Raw genomic sequence first — 20,892 nt, 5'->3', positions numbered from 1 at the left:
TTCATCTGAGTCGAATACTCAGTTGCAATTCATCACCTTTTACCATCGTCACCGCGCGATAGCGGTTGCCATAAGTGGACTTGCTGACCGCCTCAGGCCTGCTTGTGGTCAGGTCGACCAGATCGCTTGGAAACTTAAGCTCAAATGTATTATCGCGCTCTGCTTTCAAGGTTAGTTCAATGGTTTTCGCATCCATATTCCAACGCACAGAGGTGCGTGCGCCGGTGCGGGTGAGCATATAATTGAACTCACCACTCGGCCATGCGGCTGGCAACGCGGGTAAAATGCGCAGCATATCAGATGTGGAGCCGCACAGCATTTCCATCACAGCCGACGGAATACCGAAGTTGGCATCCATCTGAAACGGCGAGGTGCGCCCATAGACATGTGTCGTCGTCACCCCCATCTTACGCCAGTCATTGTGATAGGTGAATAGATTCTGCCCGAGGCAGCAGCGTGACAGAATATTCAACGCTTCCAGTGCGCGCTCACCGTCGCCTAGCCGCGCATAGACATTTGCCATGTGTGCCAGTGACCATCCCGTCTGAGAAGACAGGCCAATGACTAGGCGCTTCTCAATCGCCACTCGGCAGGCTTCATAAATTTCCGGATTCGATTCTGCCGTCACTTCCTGGCCTGGGAAGAGCGGATAGATGTGCGATTGATGGCGATGCTCATAGTTATCTTCGAAGTCGGGATGCATCCATTCACGGATAGCGCCGTCTTCATTGACCTGATACTCGGGCATTGTCGCCAGCAACTGTTTCCAACGCTGCACGCCCGCTTCTTCTATTCCCAACTGCTCACAGGCTTGAATCAAATTGTGAAACACCTGCTTGGACACCGCGATCGCGATGGTCGAATTCATCTGAACCTTAACGCGCTCCTTCATATTGCTCGGCACGTTTTCCGGTGATTGTGATGGGAAGAACATGTTTTTCCCGTCCTCTCCGATCACAATGTAATCCTCATAAAACAAGGCGACCTCTTTCATAAAAGGCACCGCGCGGGTTTCTAGAAATGCCTCATCACCTGTAAAGAGGTAATAGTCATAGTAGAACGAGGCCAGCCAACCTGCAGCATCCGTCCAATGAATCACATGCGGGGACGTATGACGCATCACGCCAGACTCAGGTGACATAAACGGTGGAATAAAAATCCCCCGACAGCCAAACAGCTGTTGAGCGTTATAGCGGAACTCATCCAAATGGCTGTCAAAATAGTCAAAGAACCCCATCATCGATTCCTGTAGGTCTCCCGGCAGCGCCTGCCAGTAGTTCATCTGAAGATTCTCGTTATTACCGAGAAAGCCTGACCACGGTGGCTGATAGTCGCCATTCCAAATCCCCTGTAAATTCGCGGGATTCCCTCCGGCACGCGTGCTGGAAATCAAAAGATAGCGCCCATAATCGACTAAGCGTTGCACGAGCTCCGGAGAAGCGGGGTTCTGATACGCGTCCAATAACAAATACTCGTTCGGCGTATCACTGGTGCCCGTCGGGTTGATATTCACACTCACAGTGTTGAATCTATCGCGATGCAGCGGAGCATGGCGGGCAAACAAGGTAGCGTAATCCCCCTCTAGAGCGGCCAACTGTTTTTTCAAACGCGGAACCGCCGTGGCGGCCGCTTCGCTCGCAAAAAATCCAACCATCAAAAGCACTTCATCCGCGTCCTCAAAACGAATGGTCTCACGGTCAGCGCTTAACACTCCGTTGTGGTTGAGCACTCGAACCACTCCACCGAACTCCCCGCCATCGGAGCCGTCCGCACAAAATTCAATGAAATCTCCATCCACGACGGTTTTATGCGAAAACCCTGCGTCAAAATAACTTCCGTCCTTCTTAATCGAATCCTTCAGGTCGTGAATATCCAGCGTTACACTGCCACTGACTGCTCCCGCTTTGTCAGCGGTGAGCGCCATCACAGACACGTCATCGGGAATCGAAACAAACAGTTTCCTAGAAAAGCGGGTATCACCATCTCGCCATTTGACTACGACTTCACCGGTTTCAAAATCCAAAGTGCGGAGATAGTCCTCAAACATCTGATCGGTATCCGAGGTAACGAGCATATCAAAGGCAGGATGGTAACGTGCATTGGTTCCTTTAAACCCCATCCCTCTCATTTTTTGCGAATAGTGCCCGTTGGCTTCGACATATTTGCCCGCCAGCATCAGCTCACGCACGATCTCGAGGTCACCGGACATATCGGGAACGTCCGCAATGCGTCCGCCATACCAGAGCTCGTTGTGGTTAAACAAGACGCGCTCTGCATTGACCGCCCCATACACCAGCGCTCCCACCTCTCCATTCCCGGAAGGTAGGCCCTCGCGCCACTGCTCAGACGGTTGCATCATGGTCATCCCCCGCCATCCGGCGGACTCAGCTCCCTGTGCCACGAGCGCTGCTCCGCAGGCGACCAGTAATATACATTTCTTAATAATCATTGAGCTCATTGGTGCTTTAACCTATTTTCAGGAGTTAGAAGTTAGGAGAGAGAAGTTAGTCTTTGGTAATAAAATGCTTACAAACGATTGTAGCGCAGCGCATCCATGGCATCGATCACGCAGTCGCGCATCGCGGTATCTCCGCCTTTTTCAACTTTACGATAGCCCACAGAGACAGGACGCTTAAAGAGGACGTTCATCATCTCTTTGCCCGGCGTCGCCATGGCGTTGACCCTGGGACCTGCTGGATCACTTTTCAAAGGCTCCAGAGCATGCGCTGTAGAGCCCACCACTAGCAGTGCAATCAAGGAGGGAATTAGCAGGGCTCTCATCGTTTCTAGGGAATAAGCTAGAGTCTCACTTCCCACTCTTCCAAAGCTTGATCGTGTCGATATCATTCTTAGAGTCCTTACCATCGATACTGGAGCCTATTTCGACATAATCCGTCAACTGGGCTAGCAGGCGCTCGGCAAGTTCGGGGTGCGATTCGTAGAGGTTTATGGTTTCGCCTGGGTCCGATTCGAGATCGTAAAGCTGGGCTTTCGGCAGTCCCTCAGCCTTCGCTTGCTTCTCGTTAGGACCGCTCCACCCCCCCGAACCATAGCCTAGAATCAACTTATACTTCCCTTCGCGGTAGGCGAAGTGACCGCTCACACTGTGTTGAATAATGCCCTTACGTGAGTAGTCGGTAGCCTCTCCCATGAAGACCGGAAGGATACTTTCACTATCTTCAGCGGCATTTTCTGGCAGTTCCTGCCCCATCAGTTCCGCACAGGTTGCCAGTAAATCGATCTGACACGTGATCTCGTCGGACATACTGCCTGCATTAATGACTTTCGGCCATTTAACAAGGAATGGCACACGCAGACCGCCCTCCCAAATGTCCGACTTGGAGCCACGATATTGCGCACTTGCGAAGTGTCCTTGGCTTTCAAGATTCTTAAAGTCAGCGCGCTTTGAGCAGCCGTTGTCACTGGTGACGATGAGGATGGTATTTTCCGAAATGCCACGGTCATTCAATGCTTTGACGACTTGGCCGACCACGTCGTCGGTCTGCATGACGAAGTCGCCGTATCGCCCTAGCCCACTTTTGCCCTGCCATTTTGACGACGGAACGATCGGAGTGTGGGGAGAAGGCAACGGCATATAGATAAAGAAGGGCTTCGTATCTTTATATTCGGTAATGTATTGAACAGCCTCAGCAGTCAGCTTGTCCAACACGTCAATTGCTTCAAAATCTTCACTGGCAGGCCCGTCTCTGTGAAAAGCTTTGGCGTGCGTGCCTTCGGCAATCCAGTTGCGGTCACGGATCCAGACATAAGGAGGAAAGTCAAGGGAGGCAGAGATACCATACCAAGAATCAAACCCCAGATCGACAGGGCCCCCTTCAATCGTGCCCTGCCAATCAATGTTGGATAGTTCAGCCGGAGGAAAGGCGCCCTTGCCCTTCTTCTCTTTTAATCCGCCCTTGGCTTTGGCTTTTTTGCCATCGATGGTGGCGATGCCAAGGCCCAAGTGCCACTTGCCAATCATCGCAGTGGTGTAGCCGTTTGCCTTCAAAAAACTTGGCACCGTCACGCGGTCGATCGGGATCAAGGGCAGACCATAGCCATCGAGCACACCACTTTGACGCGTAGTCCGCCAGTTGTAGCGTCCAGTTAGTATACTGTAGCGCGTTGGCGTGCAAACCGAAGAGCTGGTATGCGCATCCGTAAAAATCATGCCCTGCGCGGCCACTTGATCCATGTGCGGGGTCTTAATCTTGCCGCGCTCGGGATTCAGGCACTGCACATCTCCGTAACCAAGGTCATCGGCAAGGATGTAGATAATATTGGGCTTCGACAAGCTCACCACAGGTGGCTGGTCAGCCGCATTTGCCGCCGAGCATAGCGCGGCAAGGAGAAGCATCGATAGTGTGCGAGATATATTCATATAAGGAAAACTAGGGTTTATCATCATCTGGGAGCACCAATGGAAACTCCATCAATCATCCAACGAATATAGCACGATCGCCGACACCTGCATACCGCGTATAAACGCGATATGCAGGCATATGTTTGCCCTTTAGATGACTAAAGTCGGCGCAGCTTGACAGATGCCTGGGCGAGGTAAATCTCGCTAGGATCCAATCGAAGTGTATGTGAGAAAAACTGCCCCAGATGAGCCAGCCCATCAATTGAATGGAATCAGCCTCACTTCTTTCACTTGCACGGGCTTCCAATCCTTATGGCCAACAGGCTGGATTACCAGCTCCGCTCGTTCGGCGTTCGGGAAGGTAACTTCGCCGACTTTGATTCGTTGAAAGCTCTCCACGTTGCCGGTAACTGGCAGCACAGAATAGAGATGTTTACCCTTACCGAACGTCATGACGACCATGGAATCGATTTCCGTCGCTGAGCCCAGCAACTCGACGGAGTAGCGCCCTGGGCTGTCCAATTCGAGCGGCCAGCGGACTTTGGTTCCCTTGTCACTCCAGTTCACAATCGTGGCCTCCGCACCTTCTCCTTGCACGATTGCGGTGCCATCAATCTTTGCATCGGAAGGATGAAACACCATGGTGCCAGGAATGACCTGCGCCCCTTCTCCCTTTAGAGCGGAACCATACTGAATCCCTGTGACTGGGCTTTCCAGTGTGAGTTTAACGACAGTGACATAAGGGTCGCGATCCTCTTTCGGAATCGTAATCTTAAGGCTTCCTTGCTGCGCGTTCTGTGTAAACGGAATGGCTTTACCCTGAAGCGTTGTCACCGAGACCACGTTCTGCGGGAGGCTATTCAACTCGATACCCCCGTCGTCCACGTCAAAGAGGTGCAGATAGACATGTTCCCCCCGATAAGTGGAACCGCCCCAATCTCCATTGATCCATGGGCCACCTCGTGTGCCATAGAGTGCTTCCTTATTGTTAGCCGTCCATGGGGCGATGCCTTCCAATATCGCCCGTTCCTCAGGTCGTAGTGTTCCATCTGGTAAGGGAGCAATATTGAGCAACATGTTTCCGTCGCCAGTGATACAGGATGAGAGCAATCGGATCGTTTCTTTCAACGAACGAGTCACCCCGTCTGGACGATAGGACCAGCCCCCGTGATCGACCGTCGGCGAGAGGATCATGCAAGACTCCCAGGCACGTCCCGCTTGAAAGGATCCCATGCGATTTTCTGGCGTATCGTAGTCCCCGTCTTTCAGAGCGGTATAGTCTGCCGGAACATTTTTAAGTCCCCGAACCGCGCGATTATTAACCAGAAGGTTAGGATTATGGTGATACATCTTCTGATACAGCTGCTCAATGGTGTATTGATCCCATTGCCCGAATGCATGGTCAAACCAGAGGATATCGACTGGTCCGTAATCTTGAAGCAGTTCTTCCACCTGGTTTTCGTAGTAGGCATTGTAGGCGAGGTTATCGCCTTGCAGGTAATCTGGATGCGTCCAGTCCCGAGTGGAGTAATACCAGCCGACTTTCAGTCCATGTTTCTGTGCGGCATCCCTGACCATTTTGACAATGTCCTGCTGATACGGCGTATCGGAGATGGAATAGTGCTCCGGAAATTCACCTCCTACGGGGAAGTGCTTCTCCTGCGTATCCCACAAGCTGAATCCGTCGTGATGTTTCGTCACAAACACCGAATACGTCATGCCCGCCTGCTCGGCTAAAGCCATGATTTCATCCGCATCAAAATTAACAGGATTAAAATCACGATAGAGATTCATATACTCGTCGCGCGGCACCTTCTGGTGGGCCTTGCCCCCTTCAATGCGATCCTGCATGCCCCAACTGATTTCCTCACCGCTCAGCGAAGCTGGTCCCCAATGAATAAATAAGCCGAACTTCGCATCTCTGAACCATTGAATCCGTGCCTCGCGTTCTGCGGGTGTCTCCGTCAATTGAGGCACCTGAACCTGACTGAGCGCTTGAACTGCAGGCGGCGCCTCTGAACCGCTATTGCCGTAAGTGAACGGCGTAAGTGCCAATGCCGCTGGAATAATAAAGCTGAATAATTTCTTCATGATTGGGTCTTCTAAATAGTTCTGTTGATTAGCTTATCGATATCACCAACTGCTGACCGGACGCCATCCGAAGAGGCACTTGCAGTGTGACCACCAGTCCCTCCCCATCCGTGGCCCAGGTGGCTGCCAAAGATTTGCCGGCGTAGCGGGCATCCGCCTGCTGCACATGGAGCCCATTCGGGGCTAACCTCACCTGATGCACCTGGAGCTCACCGTAGTTTACCTGTAGTTCGGCCTGCATCGTGGATGCATCCATCGTCTGGCTGTAGGTGCCCCAGCCTTCTGCAGCGGTGAACGGTGCCTTAAATTGTTCGGGATGGACTTTCGGTGCGAAACCGATCTCACCCTTCGGCCCGTGGTAGGTGAAGCCGCAGACGGCAAGGAAGATACCGTAGGATGCCATTGAGCGGGCATAGTGATCGGAGCACTCAATCTCGTTGTAAGGATTGCGCTTATGAGCCGCATAGCGATCGTGCACGGCCTTCATGATTGCCAAGCCCTTCTCAACCAATGGGCTATCCGGCGCCCCTTCGGCCACCATGTGCCAAGCGACTTGGTATTCGAAGCCGTTCATGCACTCATTGAAATAGCCGCCCGGACCAGTCCAAATGGTCGGGTTCTCGACGCTGCGCAGCGTATCGCCAGGAATGGCAGCTTTCGCGCCGCCCTTAGGCCAGGTCGTCATCAACAGACCGGCTTCGCCCTCCATCGCATACCAGCGGAAGGCCTCTTCAATTTCGCGATGCTGCAGGGCATAGCCGCCGGCATCGGGTGCGAAGTTGTATTTCCAAAGACTGTTGAGCGCCGAAACCGTTTCTTCTTTCGGAATGATGCGCCCGAGCCCTACTTGATGCATCCAAGCCTGCCCGAGCACCTGATCAATGTGGCAACCCTTATTGGTGTTAAAGCCCTTACCATCGACCCCGTCGGGCTTGTGAATGAAATATTCGCCATCATACAAATCGGTAACGATGCTTTCATAGCCACGGTCGAGGATGCTGCGGCATTGCGCAGCAAACGCGTTGTCTCCAACTTCCGTTGCCATCGCCTCGCCAGCGGCCAGCGCACCGAGATACATGCTACTGACCCAAGCAATCTTACCCGTCCATGCGGCATCCAATGTGTGCGGTTGCGAGCCAGTTAAGAGACCGTCCTCATCGGGATCCTTCGCCATCAAATATTCGATCGACTGTTTCACGCGCGGCCAGAGGCGTTGGAGAAAGGCGTCGTCGGGAGACATCTGATGCTCGCGATACACACGCAGAATCGTGCCCGCTTGACCATCGTCTGCGACCTTCTGCTGATGAATACCGCGGTAGCCGATGCCACCGTCGTCTTCATTAAAAGCTACTCCATAATCGACTTCTTCACGCAGACGACGCTCCAACTCGGGGAAGATGCGACTCATCGCTTGAGCGTAATGAAAGACGTGCGTGCACGTGCCTTCGCAGCAATCCACGCCTTCCCACGCCCAAGGGCGACCGTTGTCGAACCAGTGGAAGGTCTGCGTAGCGATACAATCCAGTGGGATGATGCTGCGATCGAGCAACCAGTGAGGCAATGTGCTATCATACCAAGTCTTATTCCAGAGCAGCGTGCCATCGATTAATGACGCACGATTTTGTGCGACATAGTCGGACACATCACCCGCTGATTCAAACCAAGGCAGATAGTGGCGATGGCCGAATAATTCGCCGACACCGACATTCGCCTTTTGATGGTATGGGAAATACCATGAGATCAGACAAGTGATCACCTTCGATTCACCGGGTTGCAGTTCAATGGAGGCACTCAGCCCACCGACGAGTAATTCGTCTAGTGACTTCGATACGGACGTTGCACCCGCATCATCGAGTTGCTCAAATAGTTGTTCCGGCTGCTCAAAGTGGCTCAATGTAGTGACTCCACCAATACGAACCCCCTCATCCGCCAAGATCGTCAAGGCACTGGATCCATAGCCATGCTCTTTGGTGAGCGCTTCGTCGCCGTTGATGGCGCTGAGGATAGAAGTGCAGCCCTTCCCCTGCTCCAATTGATTGCTGCGTTTGCCGAGCGAAACATCCTCGGTATAAGGACAAACCGCGTTCTGCAACCAGCCACCGAGGTCCACTTGCAATGCAGCGTCCGAACGATTCGTCACGGTGTAGCGCATGACGGTCACCGGCAGCGCAGAGTCTTTTGTGTTGAGAGGGATGAAGGGACTGAACGCCTCTAGCATTACCTTTGCAGGAAACTCGGCATCTTCATAAGTCACACGCCCGAGCGGATATTCACCACGGAAGCTTACGTCTGGAAAACCATTCTGATCGAGCGTGCGCACGAGCGACTTGTCACCTGATGTGGCGCGAACCGCAAAGCCCTGCTCGACCTCCTCACCATTCTGATGGCAATACGCTTCACCGACAGCGACCGGGTGCGCATAGTGCCCACCCATCGTCATCGCTTTCATTTCCATGTCATGCTTTTCACGCGTATAATTCGACTTGAAGATGTCCCAGTGCCAGAGACGCCCATCGCCTGCCAGATACAGCTGCCCGCAGCCGATACCACCGATTGGCATCCCGATATACTTGAGTTCATCCCCAGAAAACACTTCCGGCGCACCACGTTGTGTGAGCGAGTTCAGCCAGGCCGCGCTTAGCTTCTTGTCGGCGGGAATTAAATGATTCGCGATATCCGTTTTTGAAAATGGACCTGCCATGACAGGCAACCTGCCGGATAACAGCAGAGCCGATGTCAGGCTCCCCGCCTTAATGAATGCACGGCGACTGGTTCCAATTGAAATTGCACGCTCGTAACGACCACCAGTCTGTGCCTCTTCTTTTTTTTGTATTCTTTTCATTTTAATATTTCGTGAATTCAACGAACAAGTTCAAGAGGTGGGATTCTATAAAAATTGCGTATCGTTAGTGTTGTTGATGGTTCCAGGGTGTGATGACATCGACTGAACTGACTTTGACGCTTCAATCTAACAAATTTGATACCCCTGGCTATAGTGTGTTTACAGGATACCCGTAAGTTTGTGCACACGGAGCAGACCTTTTAAGATTGGCAATGAGAGCACACGCTTCCTGTTTTTCCTTCCTCTTCTGGTTGAGAGCCCTCTGGCCTGCAGGTAGTTGTGATCATATTTGGTTTCTTTTACGCAAACGCGGCTACGGTCATTAATGGGGCAATTGAATGAATCTTAAAATTACAAATTCAGCGTGAAATCGTAAAGTTGATAGCCGCGAAAAACCGTGACCGTCACGTCACCTTTCGCCTGTTTCAACGCACGCTCTAGATCTTTCAAGGTGCGCACTTCCGTGCGATTGAGTCGGATAATGGTATCGCCCTCTTTCACGCCCGCCTTCAGCGCAGGAGAGTCCTGAGCAAGGCTTTCGATAAATACGCCAGTCGGTTGACCGCCAGTCGCGTCGATGTAATCCGGATAGTCGGCGATACTCACCAACTGCATGCTAGCCCAGTGTAGTGAGCGGGGCTCGCTGAGGACTTCCGTTTTAGATGATTTTTTGGGAACGACATATTCACCCGCCAATACTGAGGCCAACCAGCTTTGATGGGTTAGTTCTTCTACCTTTTCGAAAGCAACGCGATCCTCAAAGCCAACGGCATGTCCTTGTGGGTTAAAGGTGTTCGCCCGAACTGTCGCGTTTTCTTCAATACGGATTGGCTCTTTGTAAAGCGGCGACTGTGCGCTCGGCGCTGAACCATCCAAAGTATAGTGAACTGCCCCACCACGCGCATCGGCACGAATCACCACGTGCACTGACTCTTCGAACTGGTGCATCGAATTCATGATACGCGTCATTTGGTGGCCGAACTGATCCATTGGGAAATTCTTAAAGCCGAGCTTCAGCGCAGGCGACTCCGGCTTCACCTGATAATTCCGATTCGCTGGATCTACGAACAGTGGATCGGCAACGATACTGTGCTTTCCTTGGAATTGCTGCCACGACTCTAGGCTGTCAGCCACCTTACCGGCTGAAAATCCGGGGTAATTCACATTCCACCACAGATTGTGATCAAAGGTTCCCCAGTCGCCAATATTCTTGGGCATACGAACCGGCCCCAGTAGAGCCCGCGTCTTACTATTCCGACCTTCGACGGATCCGGCGACCACAGTGATGTTACGCTCAAATATATCTTCAGAATTATCATCTGGCCAGACATGGAAACCAAGTGGAACGGCACTCACCATGATGTTATTAGTCACCTTACGAAAATATCCATCGCGAAGTTTGAGGGTAGAACCGATCATCAAGTTATCGTATATTTCATAGAGCGAAGAACCGTCATCCAGGTCGATCGTCCAGTTTCCTGCACTGACCGAAGAGCGATAGTTCCCGACTCGGTTGTTGCGGAGAATGTTTGGCTTGAGCGAATCCAGTCTCACCCAGTCTTTATTTAACTTGCTGCTGTTCCAGAAACGCTCGCGTCCCCAAGAGTTAAACGGGCCGTGCTCCCCAGTATCCAAAATAGTGTCATAGATATCGCAGTTCGACATCACGAGCCCACCCCACGTGCCGTCATTGAAGGTAATACCGGCACGCGCAATTCGATACACACTGACATGATCAATCGTAATATCCATGGCCATGGAAACCAAAACTCCGGAGGTCTGCTTACCATAAACTCCCACATCGCGGGTAATTGTATTTTCGACACTGCAATTCCGCGGATAATCCTCCGTTTTCGGACCAGGCTCCAGATCGGTAATTTCCCCGCGTTTGCCCGTGACCCATGTCTGATAGTCACGCACCGCCTTGGGATCCCCGACGAAGCAGACTGCGCTCTCCCCAGTATCCTCAATCAAGCAGCCGGAGATGTGGATTTCCTCGTTAAACCCATCCACAAATATGCCGTTGCCACCAATCGTCTCGATATGAAAATCCTTCACCGAACAGTTTTGGCTATTTTTAAAGTAAACCGCGCCCCCACGATGAATGGCCCAGTCGCCGCGCGCTAGGTCTTCATAAGGCTCCAAAAAGGTCGCACGTGTTTGTGTCAGATGAAACCCTTCAAAGTGAAGATGCTGGGCGCCTTCAACTTCAATCAAGGACTTTACTACCGCTGCTTCAACATTGACTGTGGCCAAGTCGAGTCCCGCAGGTGGCTTGAAATACAAAGTCTCTGTTTCAGAATCGTGATACCACTCAAACTGAGCATCCAGCTCCTCAAATATGTTTTCGATGTAAAACGGCGAGCTATGGCTGCCCTTACCGCCTACCCCACGCTCACGACGCTGAGCCTGCCAGCCCCCATCCCTGAAATGAAAGGTGCGATTCTCAGCATCCACACGACCAATATGAAATTGAAAGTTCCCCCAATTACGCGCATGGAACGCGTGAAGTATGCCTTGCTCAGGATGCGCCCACGCTTGAACACGCTCATCTAAAGGCCCCTCATTCCAAGAGATCTTTTCCATACTCGGGCGACCTTCGCCACCTGCCATCAGATAGCCGTCGCCTGTTCGTAGCGGATTACTGTAATCCCAGTTCGGGAAGCGCGCACGCACCATGCGCTGGTCTGACATGAAGAGTTGGTTCATGGCACGCCCTTCCAGAGCGGTGCCCTTCAGCGACTGCGCATAAATGCCTTCCTTCCACGGTTTCCAGCCATTGGGATTGAGCGGCAAGCTGCCCTTGAGAACAACGGAGTCACCCGGCACCGCACGATAGTGGATCGGGGCGCGCTCGCTGCCCGAATCCGCTTCGCCAAAGCGTAGCGTCTTTTCGGTGGAATAGGTGCCGCCTGCGACCCAAACCGTCACTGGTTGTGTGCCCGCCAATTCGCGGGTGGCGATCAGCTGACGCGCACCTTCCAACGTAGCGAGTGGAGCCGATTGGCTGCCAGTGCTTGTGTCATCTCCATCGGGCGCGACGAAGAGTTGTATCGAGCCTGTTTGAGGGGCCACGCCATAAGCATTGAGCACTGAGAGCAGCGCGATCAGCACAGCATAAATAGGGGCAGTTCGTTTGTTCATGATCAAATCAATAAATTATCACAGACCGATGTGGTCGCACATCGCGTATTTGAGCGATTGCGCAGGTCTACCCACCCTTTGAGCCTGATAAATCAGAGGCAAACCGCTAAGCGGCGTTCATGAACCCCTTAGCGGTTAGAACCCCTCACCGTGAGAATTCATCAACACCGCCTAGCCTCGCCGAGAGGATATGGACCGCAGCACGTTAGGTGCTGTCCTGTTGGTTCCGTATATCCCAATACTTCACGTGCAGAACGCCTAGTTAAAATGATCGATAGTTTCATCCGATGCAACTGCGCGGTGCGTCGAAAAGCACTAAGAAAAATCAATGACTGAGACGTGAGGTAAAGGAATCGCATTCGGTATTGGCGTCGTGCCTAATATAAACAGATCTAGTGCCTCACCGTTTCGACTCCTTTGTAGGCTCAGTTACATATTCAGTAATAATTCGCAGGGCTAATCTCTCCTTTCCTCTGCGATCTTCATAACTTCTCAAAAAAACCAAATCACGAACACCTGGTTCAGTATACCACTTTTTACTATAAAGTAGCTCTCCCGACTCACTCCTAAATACTGCTGACATATACCCTTCTCCTGATTTTTCTGGCTTAATCGTGATACGCTTTCCAGGCTCGATCTTCTGTGGTTTACGATCCTCAATCTGAAAATACAAGGTCTTTTGGGAAAAGCTCACAAGGCGAAATGAGTTCTTCGGAAAACCGTCCAACGAATCTTCCAATGTATAGATACGGTAATCGAAGGCACTCTCCTCTGAAGTCTCTGGAGAAATCACAACCATAACACGCCCACCATTCTGTTTGATCACGGTTTCAGCACAAACTTGAAATTTGAATTCAGCAGGAACCCCTTCTGCGACTGGTATTTTCTTAAATAACTGAAATAGTTTTGCCCCATTGTAAATATACGGCTTGGTGCGACTGAGGTTTCGCATTTCAATGAGTTCATACTCACCTCCGCTTCGATAGTAGACATCGCCCACCCCCTTTTTTGCCCAATCATAGGCAGTAAAAACAACTCGAATTTCATTCTCGACGGACTGGGCGAAAGCACCTGAGAAAGAGAAGAAAAGAACGGCAAAAAGAGATAAATAACGCATTGATATAAATGGGGAGGTAAATAATTCTATAATATCCGATTAGAGCCACTTGAAACTGACAATCTTGAATCGACGCCCGTATCGACTATTCGGGGCATTAAGGTCATCCGGAAGTGTCATCAGATCATCGTCCTGATCTACATACTCAGCCACGCGCTGAACGACAACTTCACAAGTTGCTTTTCCAACTACCGAACCATCTACACTACGACTTTCACCATAAGACCGGATGCGGAAGGTGTCCGACCTTGGCACAATCTTCGGAGCAATGACCTGAAGAATGTCTGCTTGCTCAATGAATCCATTAATACCACCGGAGGTAACACCCGCCCCACCATCTGGATTGTGATAGTATGTCGAATAGTCTGCGGGCACACCCTGATTGCTTTCAACGTCCGCATTGATGCCTGCGGCCTTGATTGCTGCCTGCAAGGCCCCCATCTTACCTGATTCCCCAGTATCGAGTCGCCGGTTCACAAAATCACTTAAACTCATGAAGGGGCCGCGCTCTTGAATCTGGTTCACGATCTCAACAGCAAGGCCGGTATCGTCGGACTCGTCATCTGGAGTGCCGGCATCATTCCAAATCAAGTCGGGGTTCAATCGGGCAAATCCGCTCCATGGATCGGTCGAATCTGCATTGGGCAGCTGCGTCTTTGGGAATGGCACACCGTCCGCGTCATCCGTTCCGTCAGATAGAGTATCTGCTGCGAAATAATCCATCGGGAGATCACGATTTCCGCTTAGAATTGCAGCCCATGCCGCAACCGAAGTCGAATTAATATTAAAGCCGCCCCGCATCACCATGGAAGCTCCAATCTCCTTATAGCCATCACCATCTGAATACTCAGTTGCTAGACTTGAGGCACTTTCCCCTTCCGGTATATTCGGCAAGAGGTTGGCATTCCCATAGCGATCCGAGTCTGCATCGAAGAAGCGAGTGATTGCTTTCTCAAGGTCATCTCCCCCTGAGCTATACTTGCCAGAGCTATAACTATACTTCGGTGCGATACCGGAGAAGAAATACCCATCCCAAAGAGCATCATTAAGAAGCCAGGTTGAATCATAGCGGTCGCCATTAGTTGAATTAGGCCCTAGTATCGGGCCAAAAAGCTGATCTTGAAGCAAGCGCGGGTTCGCATAAGAATTACCAACCGCGCGAGGATTCTCAAAAGTATAAGGCGTCAACATCCCATGCCTCAACTGCGGCAGTGACGTCAAGGGCTCTGAAGGAATCGAAAAGCCTGGAATGTAGTTACTACCCGCTGAACTATACTCATACCCCCAGTAAGCCGCACCATTAAATTCCTCAGGCAGTATGCTATTCAATGATGTCTCCGAAATCAGGTGAAGGAAGCGATTACGTTGTGGGAATACTCGGATATCGCCAAGCGCAGTAATAGAAATCGGGTTAAAAGCCGCCACAATCTCAGTCGGCTCACCCGCACTATCTACATTCGCCGGCTTTTGCATATAATCCACATAACCCAGCCATGACTTTCGATCTGATAAATTGCTACCAGTTACTGTTAGTTCAACCGTATCAACTTTCTCACCAGCTCCCTTCGGAGAGTTCGCTTGAATCGAAAGAAACTGCGTTTTCGGATGAGTCGAGGTTCGGCTGCGTGTGCGGGCATCTGCAAGATCATCGTTATCCACCAGATACGAAGTGGTTTGAAAACGACCATTCTTAAAGTCATCAACGCTAGCTGATTTGTTATGCATTCCCAAATCCACCTTAATCGTAGCGTCATTGAATCCATCTACCAAAATTTCTCCTGCAGTCGGGTGGATCCTCAAAATATTACCGCTCATCGCAGTGATATTAGAGACACCTGGATAACAATCACCCTGCGAATTCACAGCTGAAAACATTCGAACCTCCCCCGGGGCCAACACAACCTCCCCAGACGGGTCTAAAAGGAAGGAATATAAGTCATCGCCAGTCCCACTCCATCCATTCTCTCGCAAATATGTCGATACCTCAACCTCTTCGATCTTTCGCGTCCCTCCCTGATCAGTGATTTCAAATTCAACAACAACCGGAATGTCCTCAAAATATTGAACCTTATAATTCTCGAAACGAATACTTTTATCGTATGGATTCCATAAATAATAAATCGGGTCGTAAGCAAAGGCAATTTTTGCCGTGTCTGTAGCTGCATCATAATCGTAGGATGCGATCGAGAATATCAATCTATACCCGAGCATAACTGGCGTGTAATTACCACGACTCAATTGAAAATGATGGTAGCCGTTCGATTCACGAAATTCATGGATGTAAGGATCTTTATCCTTTGCAAAACGTGCTTCAAGGAATTCATATGTCCCGCTAGTTCTTTCTGGGTTATTCGGGTAGTAAGGCTGCGCATCTAGCGTAAGGCTACTAGAGCTACTATTTAATCGCTTATACAGGTTGTAATAATCCCGGAGTAAATACCATGTGGGGCCACGGACATTGGTATTGCTGGAAACACCCTCAGGAAAATATGTAAATACATAACGGCTAAAGAAATCCTGCCCGGGCGCTTTCGCTAGTGCGCCCGTAAGCGTCTCCGGCTTCGCCAAATCTCGTGAACTGCCATCACCGACAAAGTCTTCGGAATCATTAAAAAATGGGAGGCTATTAGGACCTTTTCGATCATCATCCATCTCGAACGCTAGCGATAGATCTTGCTTAAAACCGCCATTGCGGGCATCCGTCAAGAGGCTCTGAGAGTGAATGGTAAAACCATGCCGATTATCTTCGACCCACTCATCATCTTCAGAGGCGGTCAACGCTAGTTCCTCTTCACTTAGAACCTTCGCCATGTTATCCAGCAACGCTTCATTGGCGCCGAGAGCAATAGGATAATCAATCGCCGATGCCATGCCTCCGCCCATTTGCCCGAAATCGGCTCCTTGGCTCAATCCAAAGACGAGCGGATTCGAATACGGCTCATTCAATGCCGAACTACTTGATGCGACCTCCAATTGCTGGATCGAGGCTTTCACCCCTTCATCCTCTACCCAATAAGCATAGGCCGTATTCGAATCAGTTTCCACTAAGGGGACACGCACGCTTTCGTCTGCATCATCCGAATCAAACACAACAATGCTTTGATCAGTCGTTAGGGCTGTCGCGACTAAATCAAGCTGATCACTAACGCCGATGATATCACCCGAAATAAGCCAGCCTAGAAAACCATCTGGATTGGATCCTGATGGTTCATCACGTGATGCAGTTGGAACCTGATGATCCGTAGTAGAATTATTCCAAACCCCAACCCATTGCTGATTTCCATCGGCAGCCTCGAATCCGACACTACTGGCGGCAGATGATAGGACATCAGCCGTCGCCGTAATCCGTTGATCTGCGCCCGCGGCTTCCTGCAGATGTCCAAACGCAACGTTCAACGCAAGCAGCGCAGCCTGCTCCGCCTCCAATTGATCCATATGTGAAGCCGCGCTGCGACTCTCCACCTGAACGAGCGTTGTAATTGAGAGTAATAGGAGTAGCACGAATGCCATTAAGCTCAAAGCAATGACCAGCGCAAAACCTTGCTGACAGCTGCAGCGCTTCAGAGCATATTTATGAGGTAAATTCATGTGGGGGTAGGTCGAATAAGGGATAAGAAACTGGGGCCAGTCATCAACTTATCCAAACAATCAAATAGCTATAGAACTATGAGGCTGAGTCTTGATAGTCGTAAGTTTAGGCCATGCAATCAATGCATTTTGTATCGCGTGTTTTCGCGATAGCGGAGGTCGCGTATATACGCCGACTAGGGTTCCAAGCTAGATCACTTTGCCATGCCTACTCATTTCATTCGGCCTTAAGCCTCCAGAAAAAGGACTCATAGACTGGCGATGAATGATCAATCGTAATGGTGATCGGCTCCACACCATCCACAGCTGTGCCAATCGATACTCCCGGCGACACGCTACCTGTGAGATTCAGATGAGCCGGGAGTTCGACTACGGGTATACTGCCCGCATAACGAATCAATTCTGCTGAATTATGCTGCGAGTGTGTTTCTGCGCTCAACGCTTCAGGTGACTGTATCGTGACATCAGAAACGAGAAGCTGATTCGAATCGACGCTCCAACCAAAGGATCCTACGTAATAGCCTCATCCACACGTGCCTCTGAAGAGGACTCCGGAATGAAGAGCTCTCGACATAGAACCACGACGACTCCCACGCAAAGCAGTGCGACTAAAAGCCATCGGGATCCGTGGGGGTATTGCATTCGGTCAGCCTAGCCTCATTCAGATTTCACAGGAGAAATGTCGCAACCGCTCAAGCCTACGCCTTGGCTTACCTTCGACCTGCGAGCCGCTTCCTGCCGCACTGATGCGACAAGAAGCCCGCAATAAAAGTAGAGACGCCTGATTCATACAAAAGCTACTATTCCTGAATGATCACGGTATACATCGCAGATACTCCGCTACCGACGATCGATCCAAGCACGACAGTTTCCCCTGCCTTGTAAGATTTCTTATAAAGCACTAAGGCGTTACTGGCATCCACACGCTTGCCCGTATTTGTCCAACCTGACAACCATTCCGGTGGAATGCGCATCTCATCCTTCAGGCCGACATACACGTTGCAATCTTTGTTGAGCGTAATCTGCATGAGATTCGAGGCCTGACTAGCTCGATCCTCCATAGGCACCTGAATTAAGGTCGCGCCCTTCAGCGCATCCGGCACTCCACTCACCTTGTATGGGCGGTCTGTCCAGATCTCTACGCCATTATTAAAGCCATAAGGAAGCACCGAATAGAGTCCCTCGGAGGCGAACTCCGTCTTCTCGACCGGGCCACCCGCCGACAGCACTTTGTCTTTGTAGGCTTCTTTCAGGCTAATTTTTGGCAAGGGCTCACCGCTCTCTAAGACATCCAGTCCAGGACCAGTGTGCTTGTAGAAATATGGATACGTGCCTTCAGCCTGATCCATATAGCTCTGCGCAGAACCCCAGAAGGATCCTCTCAAGTATCCGCGATAGCCATCCGTATATTGTGTGCCTTCGATGCGAGCAATCACTTGCTTGATGAGTAAACGAGTGCGCCATATGTCCATCAAGCGGACGTGCATGAACATCGTATCCCACTTGCCGTATTCAGCTTTATGGGCCTCTGCAATTACCTTCTCCAACTCAGCCAGCGCAGGCTTTAAGTTATGGGCAAATGCCTTCGGATCACCATCTACCAGATACTGTTCAAAAGCCTCCACGACATCGCCCAACATCAGGCAGGAGTATTGATGAACCGCAACTTGATAAATGAAATGTGCTTGGTAGAAGTCTTTACGATCCTGTGGGATACGGGCTTCGAGCGCTTTGGTCTGCTGCCACAGGCCAGGGAAAAACTCGGCGGTCTCCACCAAGGGCGCCTTAGCCTGACGCATGATCTCAGGAAATTGACCCAAATCTGAAATATCATCCCCCTTCTCAATCGACTTACCATACTTCTTCAAAAGCTCCTGAGTCATATGCTGAATCAAGTGCTCGCCACGCGAACCGCGCCAACGATGTGGATTGGGCATCTCATCACGCATGTAAGGAATATGATAGTAATATTCACGGAGATCGGCCAGATCCGAAGCGAGCTCGGGAGAGAACGTCTGAGCATACCAATCTTCGAGGTATTCGCGCTGTGCTGCTTCAGGCGACTGTTCCAAGAACGGTTCTGCATCCCACATGAAATCATTGATCGCTTCGACCGACATCACTGCGGGACGGATGCCGCTCACGTTGATGATCGCATACTTAGTCGCTCCGCGCTCTACGTAGCGGCGCAGCTCCTTATAAATACGACTTGGCGGAACAGCCTCGGTCGTGCGGTTCTGCGTATTCATCTGCATCATTACGTGATAATAGAGCCCATCGCCCGGATCCAAATCGGAGCCATCGCCCTTATCTCGCATGTAGCCACGACCGTCATCGGCAAACATCTTGGTAAGACCTACCGGCACTTCTAGAATACCCGCATTGTAGAATCGTCCTAATTCGTTCCAGAGAGCCGCCACAATGGTGGCATTGGGGTCGATCTCGCGAATAATTTCCACCTGCTTGTGCATCGCCTCAGAAATGACAGCCGCACGCTCCTCATCACTTTCCGGCGCAGCGGGATCACTGTGCCAGAAGGCTCCATCGGACTCCCCACGGAAGCCGACGATCCAAGCAACTTTCTTATCGGCCAACGCGAGTGCGGACTTTCGCCACGCATCTTCGAGAATGTCCTTATGATTGATATACGAAAATGGGACATCTTCTGGCCAATCCATCATGTTCAAGCCCACAGGCAGGATGTGGTGAAAGGTAATGATGACGTCGCGGCGCTTGCACAGCTCATAGACCGTCGCATCAGAGTATGGCGCCGATTCCGGTGCAATCATGTTGCCCTTGGTGCGCAGCAGCGACTCGAGGATCTTATCCATCCACTCCATTGAGATGACGTTACCATTGAGTGGGTCGCGATGCATACCGTCGTGCAGCTCCTCGTCATTGATGAACCAACCACGATTCTCGAAGGTCGGCGTCTTGGAGACATATTCGTCCGCTTCAGTAAAAGTGGTTTCGGTGAGTCGTTCGGGGACATTGTCGGTGAACACATACATCGGGTCGATGCCGAGCACCTCTTCACAGAAAGTATAGATCGCATAGATCGTGCCGCGTGTGTCGTGCCCAATTGCAGCGATCACCGGGTTCTTGCCGGTATCTGCCAAACGGACTGCATGCTGCTCGGGGCCTTCTGGCACCTGAATATCGACCAATTTCTTGGTATTCTCCACCGACCCGACGATCAAGACAGGCCCCTGCCAATGTGAGGGAATACTATTTCTGAAAATCACCGGAGGGAGGCCGAAGACTTTATACCAGTCGCGCTCCGCGTCGCGGATCGCCTCCTGAATTGGAGGCTGTTCAAAGTCCCCTTCCATGACTAACCATGGCGTATCACCATTGATTGTAATAGACGCCTGCGTATGGCTGGCGAGAAGAGTGGTCGCAAATACGAATAGAACTGCGAGTAGCGTGGATTTCATGATTTCGGGGGATTGTTAAAATAGTGAAGTGAATGATAATAGCTGAAACGCTGCCGCCTGCCTATCGCGCGTATTCGCGAGATATCGACACTATCTGACACCTTTCAAGAAACGAAACCGCATTGTGCTGATTGTGTTTTATGTAGTGTGATCCATCGGCTCGGTGCAACTCTGATGTAGGACAGCCAACAAGCGCGTCACCACATGGATCGGCAGTTGCGTGGTGATCGCGCGTGGAAACGATCTCAAAATCACTGTCGCCTAAGAAAGTCAGTGCGATATCTGCCGCGTTCTTAATCTGCCGCTTCAT

The 20,892-nt window shown here is 51.1% G+C and carries 10 protein-coding genes; all 10 read right to left on the bottom strand.

The features are described from left to right. Nucleotide 1: 1 nt before the first annotated feature. The 10 genes from GZZ87_RS18300 to GZZ87_RS18255 all read right to left on the bottom strand — a co-directional run bounded on the left by GZZ87_RS18300 (nt 2) and on the right by GZZ87_RS18255 (nt 20,582). Nucleotides 2-2,449 carry a glycoside hydrolase family 95 protein gene (locus tag GZZ87_RS18300; RefSeq protein ID WP_162025910.1) on the bottom strand — a complete coding sequence of 816 codons (2,448 nt, stop codon included), beginning with the start codon at nt 2,447-2,449 and terminating at the stop codon, nt 2-4. 77 nt (nt 2,450-2,526) lie between these two features. Then, nucleotides 2,527-2,781 (bottom strand): hypothetical protein, encoded by a 255-nt coding sequence (locus GZZ87_RS18295; RefSeq protein WP_162025911.1) that lies wholly within the window; start codon nt 2,779-2,781, stop codon nt 2,527-2,529. A 25-nt stretch (nt 2,782-2,806) separates the two neighbouring features. Beyond that, a complete protein-coding gene (locus GZZ87_RS18290) occupies nt 2,807-4,381 on the bottom strand; it encodes an arylsulfatase (protein WP_244648076.1) in 1,575 nt (524 codons plus the stop codon). Between the two features lie 240 nt (nt 4,382-4,621). Beyond that, nucleotides 4,622-6,454: an alpha-L-fucosidase gene (locus tag GZZ87_RS18285; protein WP_162025912.1), complete on the bottom strand. Its 1,833-nt coding sequence runs from the start codon at nt 6,452-6,454 to the stop codon at nt 4,622-4,624. 28 nt (nt 6,455-6,482) lie between these two features. Beyond that, nucleotides 6,483-9,296, bottom strand: a complete 2,814-nt coding sequence (locus GZZ87_RS18280; RefSeq protein ID WP_162025913.1) for a GH116 family glycosyl-hydrolase — start codon at nt 9,294-9,296, stop codon at nt 6,483-6,485. A gap of 351 nt (nt 9,297-9,647) precedes the next feature. After that, nucleotides 9,648-12,440, bottom strand: a complete 2,793-nt coding sequence (locus GZZ87_RS18275) for a chitobiase/beta-hexosaminidase C-terminal domain-containing protein (RefSeq protein ID WP_162025914.1) — start codon at nt 12,438-12,440, stop codon at nt 9,648-9,650. Between the two features lie 400 nt (nt 12,441-12,840). Next, nucleotides 12,841-13,557: a hypothetical protein gene (locus tag GZZ87_RS18270; protein WP_162025915.1), complete on the bottom strand. Its 717-nt coding sequence runs from the start codon at nt 13,555-13,557 to the stop codon at nt 12,841-12,843. Nucleotides 13,558-13,596: 39 nt separating this feature from the next. Then, on the bottom strand, nt 13,597-17,145 hold the full coding sequence (locus tag GZZ87_RS18265) for a hypothetical protein (RefSeq protein ID WP_162025916.1): 3,549 nt from the start codon (nt 17,143-17,145) through the stop codon (nt 13,597-13,599). 217 nt (nt 17,146-17,362) lie between these two features. Continuing rightward, nucleotides 17,363-17,584 carry a hypothetical protein gene (locus tag GZZ87_RS18260; protein ID WP_162025917.1) on the bottom strand — a complete coding sequence of 74 codons (222 nt, stop codon included), beginning with the start codon at nt 17,582-17,584 and terminating at the stop codon, nt 17,363-17,365. A 361-nt stretch (nt 17,585-17,945) separates the two neighbouring features. Continuing rightward, on the bottom strand, nt 17,946-20,582 hold the full coding sequence (locus GZZ87_RS18255) for a glycosyl hydrolase 115 family protein (protein ID WP_162025918.1): 2,637 nt from the start codon (nt 20,580-20,582) through the stop codon (nt 17,946-17,948). Nucleotides 20,583-20,892 lie beyond the last annotated feature (310 nt).

The organism is Lentimonas sp. CC4, from assembly GCF_902728235.1.
GTDB lineage: Bacteria > Verrucomicrobiota > Verrucomicrobiia > Opitutales > Coraliomargaritaceae > Lentimonas.
This window is presented reverse-complemented; position numbering and strand designations above follow the sequence as displayed.

Bases quoted from the DNA above. Each gene is read 5' to 3' on its own strand.
- GZZ87_RS18300 (WP_162025910.1), bottom strand. From the start codon at position 2,449: ATGATTATTAAGAAATGTATATTACTGGTCGCCTGCGGAGCAGCGCTC.
- GZZ87_RS18295 (WP_162025911.1), bottom strand. From the start codon at position 2,781: ATGAGAGCCCTGCTAATTCCCTCCTTGATTGCACTGCTAGTGGTGGGC.
- GZZ87_RS18290 (WP_244648076.1), bottom strand. From the start codon at position 4,381: ATGAATATATCTCGCACACTATCGATGCTTCTCCTTGCCGCGCTATGC.
- GZZ87_RS18285 (WP_162025912.1), bottom strand. From the start codon at position 6,454: ATGAAGAAATTATTCAGCTTTATTATTCCAGCGGCATTGGCACTTACG.
- GZZ87_RS18280 (WP_162025913.1), bottom strand. From the start codon at position 9,296: ATGAAAAGAATACAAAAAAAAGAAGAGGCACAGACTGGTGGTCGTTAC.
- GZZ87_RS18275 (WP_162025914.1), bottom strand. From the start codon at position 12,440: ATGAACAAACGAACTGCCCCTATTTATGCTGTGCTGATCGCGCTGCTC.
- GZZ87_RS18270 (WP_162025915.1), bottom strand. From the start codon at position 13,557: ATGCGTTATTTATCTCTTTTTGCCGTTCTTTTCTTCTCTTTCTCAGGT.
- GZZ87_RS18265 (WP_162025916.1), bottom strand. From the start codon at position 17,145: ATGAATTTACCTCATAAATATGCTCTGAAGCGCTGCAGCTGTCAGCAA.
- GZZ87_RS18255 (WP_162025918.1), bottom strand. From the start codon at position 20,582: ATGAAATCCACGCTACTCGCAGTTCTATTCGTATTTGCGACCACTCTT.